The 14,902-nt window shown below is 42.6% G+C and carries 11 protein-coding genes and 1 tRNA gene; 5 read left to right on the top strand and 7 right to left on the bottom strand.

Annotated elements, in window-relative coordinates; genetic code table 11:
* Window positions 1-2 precede the first annotated feature (2 nt).
* Together pyk and ppsA are read right to left on the bottom strand one after the other, a co-directional pair.
* Window positions 3-1,406, bottom strand: a complete 1,404-nt coding sequence (gene pyk, locus H6795_03420) for a pyruvate kinase (protein MCB9817552.1) — start codon at window positions 1,404-1,406, stop codon at window positions 3-5.
* Between the two features lie 51 nt (window positions 1,407-1,457).
* Window positions 1,458-3,827 (bottom strand): phosphoenolpyruvate synthase, encoded by a 2,370-nt coding sequence (gene ppsA, locus H6795_03425; GenBank protein ID MCB9817553.1) that lies wholly within the window; start codon window positions 3,825-3,827, stop codon window positions 1,458-1,460.
* Window positions 3,828-3,929: 102 nt separating this feature from the next.
* Here ppsA and H6795_03430 point away from each other — a divergent pair, with 102 nt between their 5' ends.
* The gene (locus H6795_03430; protein ID MCB9817554.1) at window positions 3,930-4,541 is read left to right on the top strand and encodes a nucleoside monophosphate kinase; all 612 of its coding nucleotides are present in this window, start codon (window positions 3,930-3,932) and stop codon (window positions 4,539-4,541) included.
* Here the strand turns inward: H6795_03430 and H6795_03435 are convergent.
* Window positions 4,534-6,213, bottom strand: a complete 1,680-nt coding sequence (locus H6795_03435) for a 2,3-bisphosphoglycerate-dependent phosphoglycerate mutase (GenBank protein ID MCB9817555.1) — start codon at window positions 6,211-6,213, stop codon at window positions 4,534-4,536. The genes H6795_03430 and H6795_03435 overlap by 8 nt on opposite strands.
* Before the next feature lie 49 nt (window positions 6,214-6,262).
* On the opposite strand from H6795_03435, the gene eno reads away from it, so the two are divergent.
* Window positions 6,263-7,534: a phosphopyruvate hydratase gene (gene eno / locus H6795_03440; GenBank protein MCB9817556.1), complete on the top strand. Its 1,272-nt coding sequence runs from the start codon at window positions 6,263-6,265 to the stop codon at window positions 7,532-7,534.
* 120 nt (window positions 7,535-7,654) lie between these two features.
* Here the strand turns inward: eno and H6795_03445 are convergent, their stop codons facing one another.
* Window positions 7,655-7,969, bottom strand: a complete 315-nt coding sequence (locus H6795_03445; GenBank protein MCB9817557.1) for a hypothetical protein — start codon at window positions 7,967-7,969, stop codon at window positions 7,655-7,657.
* 527 nt (window positions 7,970-8,496) lie between these two features.
* On the opposite strand from H6795_03445, the gene H6795_03450 reads away from it, so the two are divergent.
* From H6795_03450 to H6795_03460, 3 genes are all read left to right on the top strand, one after another.
* A tRNA-Glu gene (locus tag H6795_03450) sits at window positions 8,497-8,571 on the top strand.
* Window positions 8,572-8,838: 267 nt separating this feature from the next.
* Window positions 8,839-9,762 (top strand): ATP-binding cassette domain-containing protein, encoded by a 924-nt coding sequence (locus H6795_03455; protein ID MCB9817558.1) that lies wholly within the window; start codon window positions 8,839-8,841, stop codon window positions 9,760-9,762.
* A complete protein-coding gene (locus H6795_03460) occupies window positions 9,740-10,546 on the top strand; it encodes an ABC transporter permease subunit (protein MCB9817559.1) in 807 nt (268 codons plus the stop codon). The genes H6795_03455 and H6795_03460 overlap by 23 nt, the downstream gene beginning before the upstream one ends.
* Window positions 10,547-10,905: 359 nt before the next feature.
* Here the strand turns inward: H6795_03460 and H6795_03465 are convergent, their stop codons facing one another.
* The 3 genes from H6795_03465 to H6795_03475 all read right to left on the bottom strand — a co-directional run bounded on the left by H6795_03465 (window position 10,906) and on the right by H6795_03475 (window position 14,644).
* Window positions 10,906-12,228: a hypothetical protein gene (locus H6795_03465; protein MCB9817560.1), complete on the bottom strand. Its 1,323-nt coding sequence runs from the start codon at window positions 12,226-12,228 to the stop codon at window positions 10,906-10,908.
* Between the two features lie 181 nt (window positions 12,229-12,409).
* Window positions 12,410-13,291, bottom strand: coding sequence for a hypothetical protein (locus tag H6795_03470; GenBank protein MCB9817561.1), 882 nt, complete (start codon window positions 13,289-13,291; stop codon window positions 12,410-12,412).
* A 150-nt stretch (window positions 13,292-13,441) separates the two neighbouring features.
* A complete protein-coding gene (locus tag H6795_03475; GenBank protein MCB9817562.1) occupies window positions 13,442-14,644 on the bottom strand; it encodes a hypothetical protein in 1,203 nt (400 codons plus the stop codon).
* Window positions 14,645-14,902: the final 258 nt, after the last annotated feature.

Here is a 14,902-nt window from a genome sequence, read left to right on the forward strand (position 1 = left end):
TTTTATGTGATGACTCTTACTTTAATAGTGTCTGTTGTGCCTACGACGCCAGGATGCTCGCCTGATACAATTACAACGATTTCGTTCTTTGAAAGTACTTTGTTTCTTTGTAGCCAATCTGTTAAATGTACTGCTTGGTACATTTCATCTTTGCGCACGAAACTCTTTATGCCATACACAATAGATAGTTGTTGAGCTACCAGCTGACTACTTGTCACTGCAATAATTGGTAAATCTGACCGATACGACGCAATAATGTACCCTGTCGCACCGCTTTTTGTCTCCGCTACAATAGCTATAGCACTAACATCGTACGCTAAGGCAATAATTGCTTTACTTATAGCAGTCTGGCGCGTGTGCGATTGTTGTGTACGGTTAAATGTAATGTTTTCGTGAGTATTCTCTTCTGCGTAGCGAATAATCTTTTTCATCGTTTTAACAGCATCTATAGGAAACATTCCATTGGCTGTTTCTTCGCTTAACATGACTGCATCGGTACCACTGAGAACTGCTGTCGCTACATCACTCGCCTCTGCTCGTGTTGGCTGTGGTGCGTCTGTCATACTTGCAAGCATGTGCGTTGCAATTATGGTAGGTTTTGCATGTGTAATGCCAAGCCTCACAATTTGTCTTTGCAATATAGGGACTTCTTCTACGCTTGTTTCTATAGCTAAATCGCCCCGTGCAACCATAACTGCATCTGACGCTTCAACGATAGATTCTATATTCTCTACAGCAGAACGTGTTTCTATTTTAGAGATAACGCGCGCCTTACTCCCAGCATTGGTAAGTAGACGTTTCACATGAGCAACGTCACTGGCCGTTTGCACAAAGCTCAGTGCAACATAATCTATGTCGCCCGTTGCTCCAAACAAGATATCTTCTTTGTCTTTCTTGGTAATGATATCGCCATCAAAATTGGTATCTGGTACATTGATCCCTTTGCGGGCGAGTAAATACCCAGCGTTTTCGGCACGTACATGCACAACTCCGTCTTTGACACTCGTAATGGTTGTTTTTACTTTTCCGTCAAAAAAGTACAATCGTTCGCCACGTTTCACTTTTTTACTTAAATCGTATTGAGTAGGTAACACGCCTTCTCTCTCAAAATCAGCGTTGTAACGCAGCCGAATACTTTGACCTTTTTCTACCTGAAATATGCCATCAAATTCACCTAAACGTACTTTTGGACCTTGTAAATCTTGAATAATCGCCACTGGCTTACCGAGTGCTTTAGATGCTTTTCTGACACGCTTAATTGTCGTTGCGTGTTGCGCATGGTTGCCATGACTAAAATTAAGCCGTATTCCATTAGCGCCTGCAGCGATAAGCTTATGTATCGTGTCATATTCTAGTGAACTAGGACCACACGTTGCAATTATCTTTGTACGTTTATACTGGCGAATTGGCTTTTTAGGAACAATACTCTGCATTGTATTATAGATTACTTGATTCGTTTATCTACCAAGTGATTCTTCGGTTTTCTTAATATCAATAGTTGTTTTAACGACAGTGTCTGGAGCTAAGGAAATACTATCTATGCCTGTTTCTACCAAAAAGCGTGCAAACTCAGGGTAATCAGAAGGTGCTTGACCACATAAACCAATTTTTGTGTTGGTCTCTTTTGCCACCGCCACAACGCTACGAATTAAGGCTTTTACTGCTTCGTTGTTTTCGCTATAGACGTGAGCGACTTCGTGGTTATCCCTGTCTACACCCAAAGTCAGTTGCGTAAGATCATTAGAACCAATTGAAAATCCATCGAATAGTTTCGCAAATTCACGGGCCAATAGTACGTTAGATGGTATTTCAACCATAACGTATACTTCAAAACCATTTTCACCACGTTTGAGACCACAATACTCCATAATCTCTAACACCTTGCGCGCCTCTTCAAGGTCACGGCAAAATGGAATCATCGCTTTAACGTTTGTAATACCCATTTCATCACGAACTTTTTTTAGCGCCTGACACTCTAGCTCAAAGGCAGCTCGGTATTGCTCGCTATAGTAACGACTCGCGCCACGCCATCCAATCATCGGATTGTTTTCTTGCGGCTCAAACTGTGTACCACCAATTAAGTTAGCGTATTCATTTGTCTTGAAGTCACTAAAACGAATAATAACGTCATTGGGGTAAAATGCGGCACCTATTGTAGCGATACCTTCGGCTAATTTATCTATAAAGTATTGTGCTTTATCTTCGTAACCGAGCGTTAACTGATTTATCTGAGCACGTACCGCTTTATCTTTAACTTCGTGGAAACGTAACAACGCTAAAGGGTGAATTTTTATATGTGAATCAATAATAAATTCTTCTCGCGCTAAGCCAACTCCATCATTAGGAATTTGCGAATATGCAAACGCATGGTCAGGTGAACCAATGTTCATCATAATCTTGGTTTTTGTCCGTGGTAAGTCTTTAACATCGGTTTTATCTACCTCATAGTGCAAAATTCCTTCGTACACAGCGCCTTCGTCACTACCGCCAGCACAGCTTACTGTTACATCTTGACCATCATGTATGAGTTCTGAGGCGTTGCCTGTGCCAACAACACATGGAATGCCTAGTTCCCTCGATACAATGGCTGCATGGCAGGTACGCCCACCTTTATCGGTAACAATAGCACTCGCTATCTTCATAATAGGCACCCAGTCTGGGTCGGTCATTTCTGTAAGCAGAACATCACCCTCTTTAAAATCGTCAATGTCTTTGACGCTCATAATTTTACTTACTTTACCAGTACCTATTTTGCTACCAACACTCGTACCAGTTGCCAGCACGTGACCTTCTTGAGCTAAACGATATTCTTCAATAATGTTCGTGTCGCGGCGAGACTGTACCGTTTCTGCCCTGGCCTGCACAATGTACAATTGACCGTCGTCTTCATCTAGAGCCCATTCAATGTCCATTGGGTGGCCGTAATGCTGTTCAATAAGCATTCCCCAGTGCGCCAGCGTCTTTACTTGATCATCGTTTATAGAAAAACGGTTTTGATCACTTACTTTTACAGGCAGGTTTTTGGTACGATTAGCACCAATTGGTACCATCTTCATTTTTTTTGTGCCAAGATGTCGTTTTAGGATAGCCATAGTTGGCTTAAATACAATAAACTCATCGGGGTTAACGTGCCCTTGTACAATGTTTTCTCCTAAGCCGTAAATTGAACTCACAACTACAGTATTTTTAAAGCCAGATTCAGTATCGATGGTAAAAAGTACTCCAGCACATTCACTGCGCACTGCTACCATTTGTTGAATACCAACCGAAAGCGCTACTTTCATGTGGTCAAATCCGTTAGATACACGGTATACAATCGCCCTATCGGTGAATAATGATGCAATACATTCTTTTACCGCGGTAACAACATCTTCTTCGCCTTTGATGTTTAAAAAGGTGGCTTGTTGGCCGGCAAAAGAAGCGTTCGGCAAATCTTCTGCTGTAGCAGATGAACGAATCGCTACCACCATATCACCATCATGGCCACATTTCTGGCTCAATTCGCGGTAACCTTGTTTAATTTCATCTTGAAAATCCTGAGGTAATTGGGCATTAATAATCATTTCACGGATAATAGTACCCCGATGTGCTAAATCATGAACATTACTAACGTCTAGGCCTTGTAAGGTATCTGTAATACCCTGGTTTAAGCCAGCGCTTTCAAGAAAATATCGGTAAGCATCTGCAGTCGTTGCTACCCCATTCGGCAAACTCACTCCCTGCGGTCTTAAGTGTCGATACATTTCGCCAAGAGAAGCGTTTTTGCCACCTACTTGCGGTATGTCATCAATTGATAGTTCCTCAAAAAATTTTAAATATTTGTACATCTGTTCCACCTTGTTGTTATTAGTATCCTTTTTATAATACCACTAATGCTTATAATTTTCTTGAGTGAAACACAAGTTTTATTGTGGTGATATACTATTTCTATGGATACACACATACAAACAATCAAAACATGGCTCGGTACAGGATCAATAAACATCTTTGGCTTGCCATTTGCGGGTAAAGATACTCAGGGTCGTCTTTTTGCAAACTACTTAGAGGGGGTGCTTATATCTGGTGGCGATATACTCCGTAAGAGTCAAAGTAACCTAGAGCTACAACGCATTATGGCAGCTGGCGAGATTATTCCTACCAGTTTATGGGAAGAGATTGTTGTGCCATTTTTAGCAAACCCTGAATTTGCACAAAAACCGCTTATTTTAAGTGAAGTTGGGCGGTTACAGGGCGAAGAACGCATCGTAGAAAAGGCAACCTTAGCGACAGGTCACCCGCAAAAAGCCGTTATTTTACTCCAGCTGACCGACCAAGAGGTATGGAACAGATTTGATGCTGCCCAACAAGAGGGTGATCGAGGTGAGCGTGCAGATGATCGTCGTGACGTTATACAAACCCGTTTAGATAGTTATCACCATAAAGTGATGCCCGTTATAGAGCATTACCGTTCTAATGGATTGCTCATAGAAGTAGACGGTGCACAATCTCGCCAAGATGTCACAGAGCAAATTATTACAAGTTTAGTCGCACGAGCTACGTAGTCGTAGGGCTACTATTGGCGGGTACTTTTTCTTCTACAACGTGGGTAGTTTTGTGTGTCATGTGGCCGTTTTTATCGACATCATAAACAAGAATGGTGTTAAATATCATTTCAACTTTTTCTATGTCTTCATCACTAATAGATTCAATGTATTTAATGAGCGCCCGAATACCGTTACCATGAGACACAATTAATATATTTTTGCCAGCAAGTAGCTGCGGTAGAATAGTTTTTTTATAAAATGCAACAACTCGTTTGTAGACATCCTTGAGCGTTTCGCCATTTGGTACAGGTTCATCCCAACCACGCCTAATGCGCTGAAACTTTTCTTCACCAATTAAATCACGAACTTCCCACTTATTTTTGCCAGTATAGTCACCATAATCACGCTCGTTAAGTGCAGCTTCTCTTTCATATTCTAAATCTAACTGCCCAGAAGCGTTTAATATACCTTCTATTGTTTCTAGCGTGCGTATCTGTTGCGAACAATACGCTTTGTCAAATGTCAGGTTTTGTATAGCTACCTCTTGGCCTAAGTAGCCAGCATCACGAAAGCCTTTACCACTTAAGTGTACGTCGGTAATTCCTGTCCACTGACCAGTTGCATTCCATTCTGATTCAGTATGTCGCACGATAGTTAGTTTTCCTGTTTGTTTCGCAGGCGGCTTAACAACATTCGGTGTATCGCCATACCAAAATTTGATGATATTTTCGCAGGTAACAGCATTGATTCTACCGACTGCTTCTAGTGTGTTAAACGCATTGTGGGGGGTAAGAATAACATTTTCCATATGGCTAAGTGCTAGTATTTCTACACCGTACTTAAGCATGTCAGAGCCAACTACATTGCTACGATAGAGCAACTCAACGTCGTCATCTACGTGTATTAAACGTTCACCTTCAACTACATCCAAGGCTGCGCCAGCAATTTTCTTTTTAGACAAGACCTCAAGGAGTGCTTTTGTATCTATAAGTTCACCTCTTGCGGTATTTATTAAAACCGCAGTTGGTTTCATACGGGCTAATTGATCCGAACCAATAAGATGTTTATTAGATGGAAAATAAGGTGCATGAATCGTTATAGCATCACTTTGTGACATAACTTCGTCTAGTGTAAGATACTGAAAGCCGAGTTCTTTGGCTGCATCTTTATTGGGATACGGATCATACGCAACCACATTCATACCAAACCCGTTCGCTATTTTTATTGACGATCTGCCGATGTGCCCCGTCCCAATAACCCCAAGTGTTCGTCCGTGTAAATCCCAACCGCATAGTTTATCTAACGGAGTATTGTCTTGGAACGATTTTAGCGTAGCGACAAGCTTTCTCGATAGTGCCAGCAACAATGTAAACGCATATTCAGCAACGGTTTCTTCGCCGTAGGTAGGAACGTTTTCTACTATAATATTTCTCTCTTCGGCAGCGTTCATGTTGATATTGTTATAGCCTGTAGAACGACATGCAATTAAGCGCAACTTTGGTAGTGCCTGTATTATTTCTGCCGTCACCGAACTGGTTATAAATACAGATATAACTTCTGTTTCTGGGTCTAGGTTTTCTAGTGATATTGGTTCATCAACGAATTCCCAATGATGATCCGTGCCTATAAGCCCATTGGTTAGTTGTTGTTTATCTATTTCTGTTGAGTCATAAAAATATATTCGTGCCATTACGTATACTATTATGGCATAAGCATGAGCTTTATGAGAACATATTGGTATGGAAATTATAAATATTATTGCCCGCCAAATATTAGATTCACGTGGTGTCCCTACTGTAGAAGCAGACGTTTTACTCGCAAATGGCTCAAGCGGTAGAGCAGCCGTGCCATCTGGTGCATCTACCGGCATACACGAAGCACATGAACTAAGAGATGGCGAAGCGGCTTATCATGGTCAATCTGTATATAAAGCTGTAGACAATATTCACACACATATATTGCCAGCCTTGCGCGGTATTCCGGCTGACGATCAGTTCAAAATAGATCAAATTATGATTGATCTAGACGGCACGCCAAATAAGGCACAGCTCGGCGCAAACGCCATATTGGCTGTATCTTTAGCTGTAGCTCACGCTGCAGCAAAATCTCGTGGAATATTGTTGTATAAGCACATTGCCGATATTGCGCAACCACAGCAGCTATTGTTACCTATGCCAATGTTAAACGTGCTTAACGGCGGTAAACATGCAAATGGTTCTACAGATATCCAAGAGTCAATGATAATGCCCCTAAGCGCCCACACGTTTAGCCAGGCGTTGCAAATGAGTGTAGAAATATTTCAAGAGCTCAAAATGCTTATTCACAGCAAAGGCTATGCAACTACTGTTGGTGACGAAGGTGGTTTTGCCCCACATCTTAAAAATGGTAACGCCGAAGCATTTGATTTACTATCAGAAGCTACAGATAAAGCTGGGTACACCCCAGGGCAAGACGTGGCCTTTGCGGTAGATGTGGCAGCAAGCGAGCTGTACAAAGATGGTTCATATCATTTTACGTCAGAACGTAAACATTTTAATACTCAAGATCTAATTGAATGGTTTAAGCGTGTAGTAAGTCAATACCCTATTGTATCTATAGAAGACGGTTTGGCAGAAGACGATTGGGACGGCTGGAAGCACCTTAAAGTGGCACTACCAACCACACAGCTGGTTGGTGATGATTTGTTAGTAACAAACACCGAACGCCTGCAATACGCTATACAAGAAGACGCTGCGAATGCCATTTTAATAAAACCAAACCAAATAGGTACGCTTACAGAAACAATTCGGGCAATTCAAATGGCAAAAGAAAACGGCTGGAACACAATAGTGTCGCACCGCTCGGGTGAAACAGAAGACGTATCTATTGTACATATTGCCATTGGCACTGGTGCCGGGCAAATTAAAACAGGGAGCCTTTCGCGCAGTGAACGTGTCGCCAAATATAACGAATTACTCCGCCTAGAGGCCATAGATAGTTCGTTGCTATTGCAAAATCCTTTTACCTCTTAAATCAAGTATTTATATCACTAAAAATATCACGAATAAAAAATATTATTGTGATTGTTAAAATTTTCTACCAAAAAACTTCAACGATAAAAGTATTTGCTCACCAGATTATAGAAGAAACTTCTATTGTAGATCAGGAATTAACACTTTAGCGTTGCGGAATCTATGTATAGATTCTGCGACGATAGCTGCCTGCTCTGCTTGTGTAAAGCTATCATAAGCTTCGGGTGATACTCTTTGAGCATAAGCTGCGACACTCATAGTGTCTGGGTATCTCTTTGAAGTACCACGCTCGTTATTACGTTTCATGACTCGTTGTAATGATTCATATGCTATGTTTAGTTGCTCGTGAGTAAGCTCTTGCCCTCGTTCTCTGCTTTCTTCTAATAGTTCTTGCACAATATCTTGTTCAGAATACACGCGCCTTTCTATTGTCATGTGTTTTATATGTCCTTTCTGTTGGTCCAATTTAAAAAACGCGGGCAAACAGCTATAGCCTACGCTTTATTTTTGGTTAGTTGTTAGTTTACAGTGGTGATGTGTTGTCACACCATCGTATGCATATAAGTATATGCTTATGGTTTAGCACAGTCAATATGAAATTGCTCTTTTGTATAATATGTATTTTCGCATTGCAAATAGCATTTTAATAATTACTAAAATGTTTAGTAATTTTGTAGACAACATACCCCTGTTATGGTACTATTGACTAGCTTATTTATGCGCATACTGGCTGGTTCATCCAGATTTTTATGTCACACATATAGCGCGGTCCCGTCGTCTAACGTGAGAGTAGCCAGTAGGCTGCTCGCAAGAAAACCTTCCGATGAAAACTTGTTTTCAGTAGCGAAGTTTTGAGGCCACAGGATGTGGCAGGACATCAGTTTGCAAAGATGTTGTGACGGGCTCGCTAAAAGTGAGTCGATTCAGAATCGAACCCAGCTGCAGTATAATTAAGCTTACATGGTCCCGTCGTCTAACGGTTAGGACATCAGGTTTTCATCCTGGAAACAGGGGTTCGATTCCCCTCGGGATCACCAATAAAAATACCTCAGCTAGTCTGGGTGTTTTTATTGGTTGGTTGTCAACGGCAACCGGACACCTGTAAAGGGTTCAGATAATCCCCCTAAGCAAAGCGACAAACGGGCGGATTATACCCTAGTATTCCCCTCGGGATCACCAAAAGCGACTCACAGTATGTGGGTCTTTTTTTAGGAACGTTAGATTTCTGATCGCAAACTTAGTAAAACATACTGCCCCTAAAGCCACCCAGGCCAGGCCATAAGCGTCTGTTATAATAAATACCGATGATACAGGGTGATTTACAAGCCAATACTCCGCTAAAAATGACTAATCTGACCAAACTATATGGTCAATATCGTGGCGTTAAGAATATTAATCTCACACTACAGCACGGTGAAGTTTTTGGCTTTTTAGGGCCTAATGGTGCCGGTAAAAGTACCACAATACGAACTATTTTAAACTTTATAACGCCTTCTGAAGGTTCTGCTACTATTTATGGCTTAGATAGCGTAAAAGATAGTGTAGAAATTAAAAACAATATTGGGTACTTAGCTGGTGATATTGCCCTGTACGACAACATGACGGGTCGCAATTTACTAAAATTTTTAACGCGTCTGGGCAAGCAAACAGATTGGGCATATGTAGACGAACTCGCCCATAGGCTCGATGCCAACCTGGTAAGACCTATCCATACACTCAGCAAAGGGAATGTCCAAAAAATTGGCCTTATTCAGGCATTTATGCACAAACCTAGCTTGCTGATTCTAGACGAACCAACCAGTGGCCTTGACCCACTCATGAAGCAAGTATTTTACGATATGGTGGCCGAACTAAAAGCTCAAGGCAAAACTATTTTTGTATCTTCACACGATCTTACAGAAGTTCAAAAAATATGTGATAGAGCCGCCTTTATACGCCAGGGTAAACTCATAGCGATTGAAGATATTCAAACCGCCAAAGCAATTAATCTGCGGAAATATCGCGCCCGCTTTGCTAAAAAAGTAGATGCAAAGCCCTTTGTGCATCTTGCAAACGTCTCTGATGTAGAAGTAGCAGGTGACGAGCTTACGCTTACCGTCACAGGGAGTATAGAAGCTTTTATTACAGAGCTCGCTAAGCATAAACCACAAGATCTCAATGAACAAGAAGTAGCCCTAGAAGATTTATTTATTCATTACTATAAGGATGAGTCAGACAATAATGCGTAATACTATCTACAGCAAAGCTGTGTGGGACCGTAAAATTAGCACTGGTGTATGGAGTATAAGCATGGCAGCTTTTGCACTTATGTTTGCATGGGTTTTTGAAATATACGCAGGCGAAATAACCAATTTTTCTGATAATTTTCCAGCGGAACTTTCTGCAGTAATAGGTGATCTTGCAGCTGCTACAACCCCAGCTGGATTTTTGGCAGTAGAACTATATTCGCTCTTTTTACCGTTAATTGTAGCGATAGTAGGCATAACTTTTGGCGCCGCAGCAATTGGCAAAGAAGAAGAATCAGGCACATTAGAGCTGTTACTGGCGAGCCCAATCAGCCGTCGTAAAATATTAGTGCAAAAATTTGGCGCTATAGCAACCGTACTTTTTGTTATTCCGTTCGCCACATGGCTGGGGGTTGTAGTAGGAAAAAGTATCTTCCCGTTTGACGTAAACGTATGGCACGTTGCGCTCGCATCATTTGCCAGTTTTTTCCTTGGCATGGTGTATGCATCAGCAGCATTCGCTGGGCAGTCTGTAAGTGGCAAACGCGGTATTGGGCTTGGTATCGGTGGTGGGTTACTTGCAGTTACCTATATTGCAGATGTTGTATCAAAGTTAGTAGACCGCTTAGAATTTTTGCAATATATAAGCCCTTTTTATTATTTTGATATAAGCAATGTGCTATTTGGTAATGGGCGTATCGGTAATTTTGCAGTACTCGCAGGTCTAGTAGCGGTGTTTTATACAGTTGTACATATCGCCTTTAAAAATAGAGATACAGGCGTATAGCCAATACCCACTTAAACTATAGCTAATACACTGTTAGCACATACCATACATCTTCTGTACTATTGCATTTTGCCATAGCCAGCCCAACCTTTGCGCAAAAATTTGGCCAGGTTACATTAGCATGGTTACTATTTTTAACCATGTACAACCACTGCGTACAATTTTTTTGTGTACGGAAAAGTGATTGTTTTTGATATATTGTTTGTTTAGCTAGCAGCGGTCAGCCATAATCGCTATATAGTAGCTAGTTCTATATAAGCATATTTTGCAAAATGATGCCTAGGTTATCCACACCAAAATCCCCTGCTCGGACCGGCAGGGGATTTTTAGTTTAGGGGTGTGTTTGTGTATGTAGGGGGCTATAAGCCAAGCTTGCGGCTAATCCATAGTCTGTGACCAAAGGCGCCTAAGATGCTTACTCCGCTCATGATTCCGATAACCGAACCTGCACCTGTATTAGGTAGTTCTGGTGTTGGTGTTACGGGTGTTTCGGTACATTTAGGGTCGTCAAAGTTCAGCTCTGGGTTGGTTGGGCATGGTTTACAGTTTGGATCATCTATTGGCAAACTAGGGTTGGTTGGGCAAGCAACTGGTACTTCTGCAAACGATACGGTTTGGGTACAGTTTACACCAGATACTGTTACGTCTTTGCCATCTACCTTACCTGTTACGCTTGCAACGATCTTAAAGTCGCCATAGGTTGTGTAGGTGTGCTCAGCAGTTTGTTTGTTTACTGCTTTTGATCCGTCACCAAAGTTGATGCTGTATGAATCAATTTTGGTATTTTCTGCAGTACCTTTAACAGTTACCTTTACATACTTCTTTTCTTTGTTAACAGCGTCTAAGGTAAGTGTTGTACATTTAATAGCTTGATGTTCTGGTTTGGGTTCTGGTTTGGGTTCTGGTGTTGGAGGTGTTACAAACTCTACTGATTTAGTACAGCCAGCGCTTGTTACTGTTTTGGTCTTATCGTTAACCTTACCAGATACATGTGCCACAATTGTATATTTGCCGTCAGCTGCATATGTGTGGTTCGCGGACTGCTTGTTCACAACGGTGCCATCACCAAAGTCTATTTTGTAACCATCTATCTTGGTGTTTGATGCACTGCCGCTAACACTTGCGGATACTGATTTCTTGGTTGTATCTAGCGTTACCTTAAGTGCGTCACAGCTAATTGCTTGTACCTTAGGTTTTGGTGGCTCTACAGCCTTACCAGTCACTGGGTTACCACAAGGTGTCATTACGGCAAACATAAATTTACCATTTTTATCTAACGCTACCTTAGCAGCTTGGGCGGTACCCATTTTACTGGTACTTACCTTACCCATGGTGCGAATATACGTTTTAGCGTCTTTGGCAACAACTTTGTTACCAATTTTTACATCACCATCTTTATAGACAACGCCGTCTTCAAACTTTGCGCCTTCTATATCTTTAACGCTTAAACCAAACTTACTATAAATATCTTTGATATTTTTAGCACTATTTTGGCCATCGCCGTTTTGTAGTTTTTTAACAATTTCTGCTTTTGTCATTGACCCACAATACATAACTGCATATTTATCACAGTCACGTGTAGTGTCTATGTTTACGGCTTTAGCCGGCATAGCGATAAGCGCTACAATTGCAAGTGCAAAAACAGATGCAATTCCCATTAAAAACTTTGTTGCGATACTCATTATATTGAGCCTCCTTATTACCTTACACACCAGTTGATAATCAACTGTTATGCATATTGTATCACGCTTTTGTTTATTTGTCAATACTCTTATGGTTTGTACCTATAAAAATACCCCTACCATTTTACCGATAGGGGTATTTTTTTGTAAGTATAGCGGTCAGTCTCGTGCTTACAGATGCTTATTGTAAGCGCTTAACCATCCACAAACGGTAGCCAATTGTACCAAGTGCCGATACAACAGCTGCGATACCAAGTACCGAGCCTGCACCAGTATTTGGGATACTGGTAGGAGGAGTTACTGGTGTTACCGCACACAGTGTAAGGTCTTTAGTGTATGTTTCACTATTAAATTCGTCTTCTTTAATGTTGACGATTTTTTTAGTAGTTAGATCACATACAGTAATTTCACCTGGCTGTGCACAATCTGCTAAGTCTTTTGAGTATTTTTCTGTATTAAACTCAGACTCTTTAATTGTAACAATTTGTTTGGTAGTTAAATCACAAACAGTAATCGTTACTGGTGGGGGCGTGTCACAGTTAAGTTTTGCTTGAAACTGTACATAACGAGCGTTCATAGTAGATACACCGACGCCACCAGGTACATCAGTACCAGATGTCACAATGCTATCGCTTAATGAACCAAGTCGTGCACCGTTTGCATCAAAATATTCTGCACTACCGGCGACATAACTCATAGAAGCAGTTTTATCGCTTTTTATGCTTGTTGTGTCTGATTCTGATTTTGGATTAGCGTTAGCAGCGCTAATAGTCATTTTTACGCTAAAACTTGTTGCTTGCCCAGTTGGCAAAACAGCTTGAGCGCGTACGCCCGTAAGGTCGTTAGGACCAGGGTTGTGTACATATGCACGGATCTTTACTACGTCGCTACATGTAGCGTTAGTAACATCGGCAAACGTACCATTTTTAGTAACATTCTTAGAAGTTACTATATTACCGCCCCCAATGGAGCCGTAATCTTCTACAGCTGACGCTGCGTTTACAAAACCAAATGCTGGTACCATTGCAAATGCAAGTGCCGCAGCAACTAGAAATTTTTTCATAGTTCCTCCTTAATAAAAAACTACTCAATTGATAATTTTGCAAACTAAATAGTCATTTAAGTCTTGGTTAGTGCGCGGGGCGCACACAGGCTACGGCTGGTGAAAGCCATATACTGTGTACGCACCCGCTAACACTAACTACTACATCTATCAGGTGTCAGGGTGAATGATAAACACCGAGACGAACGACAAGGGTTGGGGGTTAAACATTCCCCCCATGCTGTCAGAAGCGGTACCTGTGAGAGTGCCGTTTCCTTCAGCCTGGGCACGGAAGTACCCTTGGTAGCAGGTCCATCCCGTTTCACACGGTGTCACACCGTCGCGTTCGGTCGAGACCGACCGCCAATTGTAGACACCACCGAGCGAACTCGGGGAGACTACCGGAGACCCCAGGGTGACCGTTGCGCCATCGAAGGCCTTTGCTCGTCCGAAGACAGGCATCGTGCCACCAGGATCGACAGCGTGCTCGCCGAGAAAGTACTCGGCGAGCGGGTTCTGGTGAACCGGCGTCGGCGTCGGCGTCGGATTTTGTTGGCACATAGCGTAAGCATTGCCTTCCATCGCCACCTCGGCTGACGCTTTCGCATCCGCCGATGCCTTAGTGCGGTTCTGTTGCCAGTACCGCACCGCTTGCCCTTCGGCATCGATTCGTGTCGACGAACGGAAAGTGATCCGTTCGTCAAACTCGAATTTTGCACTGCCAAGTCCCGTAACCCAGGATTCGGCAATACAGCCACCGAGCTCGACATGGGCTAACGCTCGTGCTTCAATACCGACTACACCGTAGCCGGTCACTACCCACGTTAGTACAAGCTTCCGCTTGACATGGATTTGGGAGTACCTATACTTCGGCATCCTCCTTGTAGGTTCTGGGTTCTTGCACCTGTTCACCCATTTTGACGCCTTCGGATACCCCATGTGGAAGTATTTGCACCCAGCGTTTGGGGCAAAACTCGTCCACGGGGTTGTGATGGCGTGGTTCGGGATATTGACTCGTCCCGAACTTGAGTTGTAGGTGGTAGGGTAGGTTTTACCCCGCTTGAGCCGAAACACCTTGCAGGTTTTTACACCTGCCTGGTAGTTTTTGACAAACGGAGCTTTCCGCGCCTTACCCACCGAGAGCTTTGGAGCGGCAGGGTCGTTGACCCACCCCACCAGCAACCGACCCTTCGAGTCAGTTGTGATGGCTGTGGATGATATTACATGCACTGCGCTGTCGGCGGTTTCCTTGAAAAAAACCTCCGACTTCATGCTGACCGGGTCTTCGGCGGCGCTGGCGGAGTTCGTAATGAACCCCCCCAAGCCAATCATCACCGCCAGAGCGGCGATGAAGCTAAATATCTTCCTGATCATCGATCTGCCCTCCTTCAAGGGGTGTCTTGGCGGAACTTCCGCCACACGCCCCTTATGGGCGCGGTTTATTATTTACAGCTATCTGTGCTATACGCAATAAACCACGCCCATTAGGAGGTCATAACCTGTAGTAGTTAGTGTCATATGGGCATTCGGCCACAAGCTTAAAAATAAGCTTGGGCTGCAAAAGACCCAAATGACTATCTAGTTTGCTTTGTTTACGTTATTTGTCTTGTTATAGACAACAAAGCATATGTC

Source organism: Candidatus Nomurabacteria bacterium, from assembly GCA_020631975.1.
In the GTDB taxonomy this organism is placed as follows: domain Bacteria; phylum Patescibacteriota; class Saccharimonadia; order Saccharimonadales; family CAIOMD01; genus JACKGO01.

What these genes read in the sequence shown, in the direction of transcription:
- H6795_03460 (MCB9817559.1), top strand. Translation starts at nt 9,740, where the DNA reads ATGAGTCAGACAATAATGCGTAATACTATCTACAGCAAAGCTGTGTGG.
- H6795_03435 (MCB9817555.1), bottom strand. Translation starts at nt 6,213, where the DNA reads ATGGCACGAATATATTTTTATGACTCAACAGAAATAGATAAACAACAA.
- ppsA (MCB9817553.1), bottom strand. Translation starts at nt 3,827, where the DNA reads ATGTACAAATATTTAAAATTTTTTGAGGAACTATCAATTGATGACATA.
- H6795_03470 (MCB9817561.1), bottom strand. Translation starts at nt 13,291, where the DNA reads ATGAAAAAATTTCTAGTTGCTGCGGCACTTGCATTTGCAATGGTACCA.
- H6795_03455 (MCB9817558.1), top strand. Translation starts at nt 8,839, where the DNA reads ATGATACAGGGTGATTTACAAGCCAATACTCCGCTAAAAATGACTAAT.
- H6795_03445 (MCB9817557.1), bottom strand. Translation starts at nt 7,969, where the DNA reads ATGACAATAGAAAGGCGCGTGTATTCTGAACAAGATATTGTGCAAGAA.
- H6795_03475 (MCB9817562.1), bottom strand. Translation starts at nt 14,644, where the DNA reads ATGATCAGGAAGATATTTAGCTTCATCGCCGCTCTGGCGGTGATGATT.
- eno (MCB9817556.1), top strand. Translation starts at nt 6,263, where the DNA reads ATGGAAATTATAAATATTATTGCCCGCCAAATATTAGATTCACGTGGT.
- H6795_03430 (MCB9817554.1), top strand. Translation starts at nt 3,930, where the DNA reads ATGGATACACACATACAAACAATCAAAACATGGCTCGGTACAGGATCA.
- H6795_03465 (MCB9817560.1), bottom strand. Translation starts at nt 12,228, where the DNA reads ATGAGTATCGCAACAAAGTTTTTAATGGGAATTGCATCTGTTTTTGCA.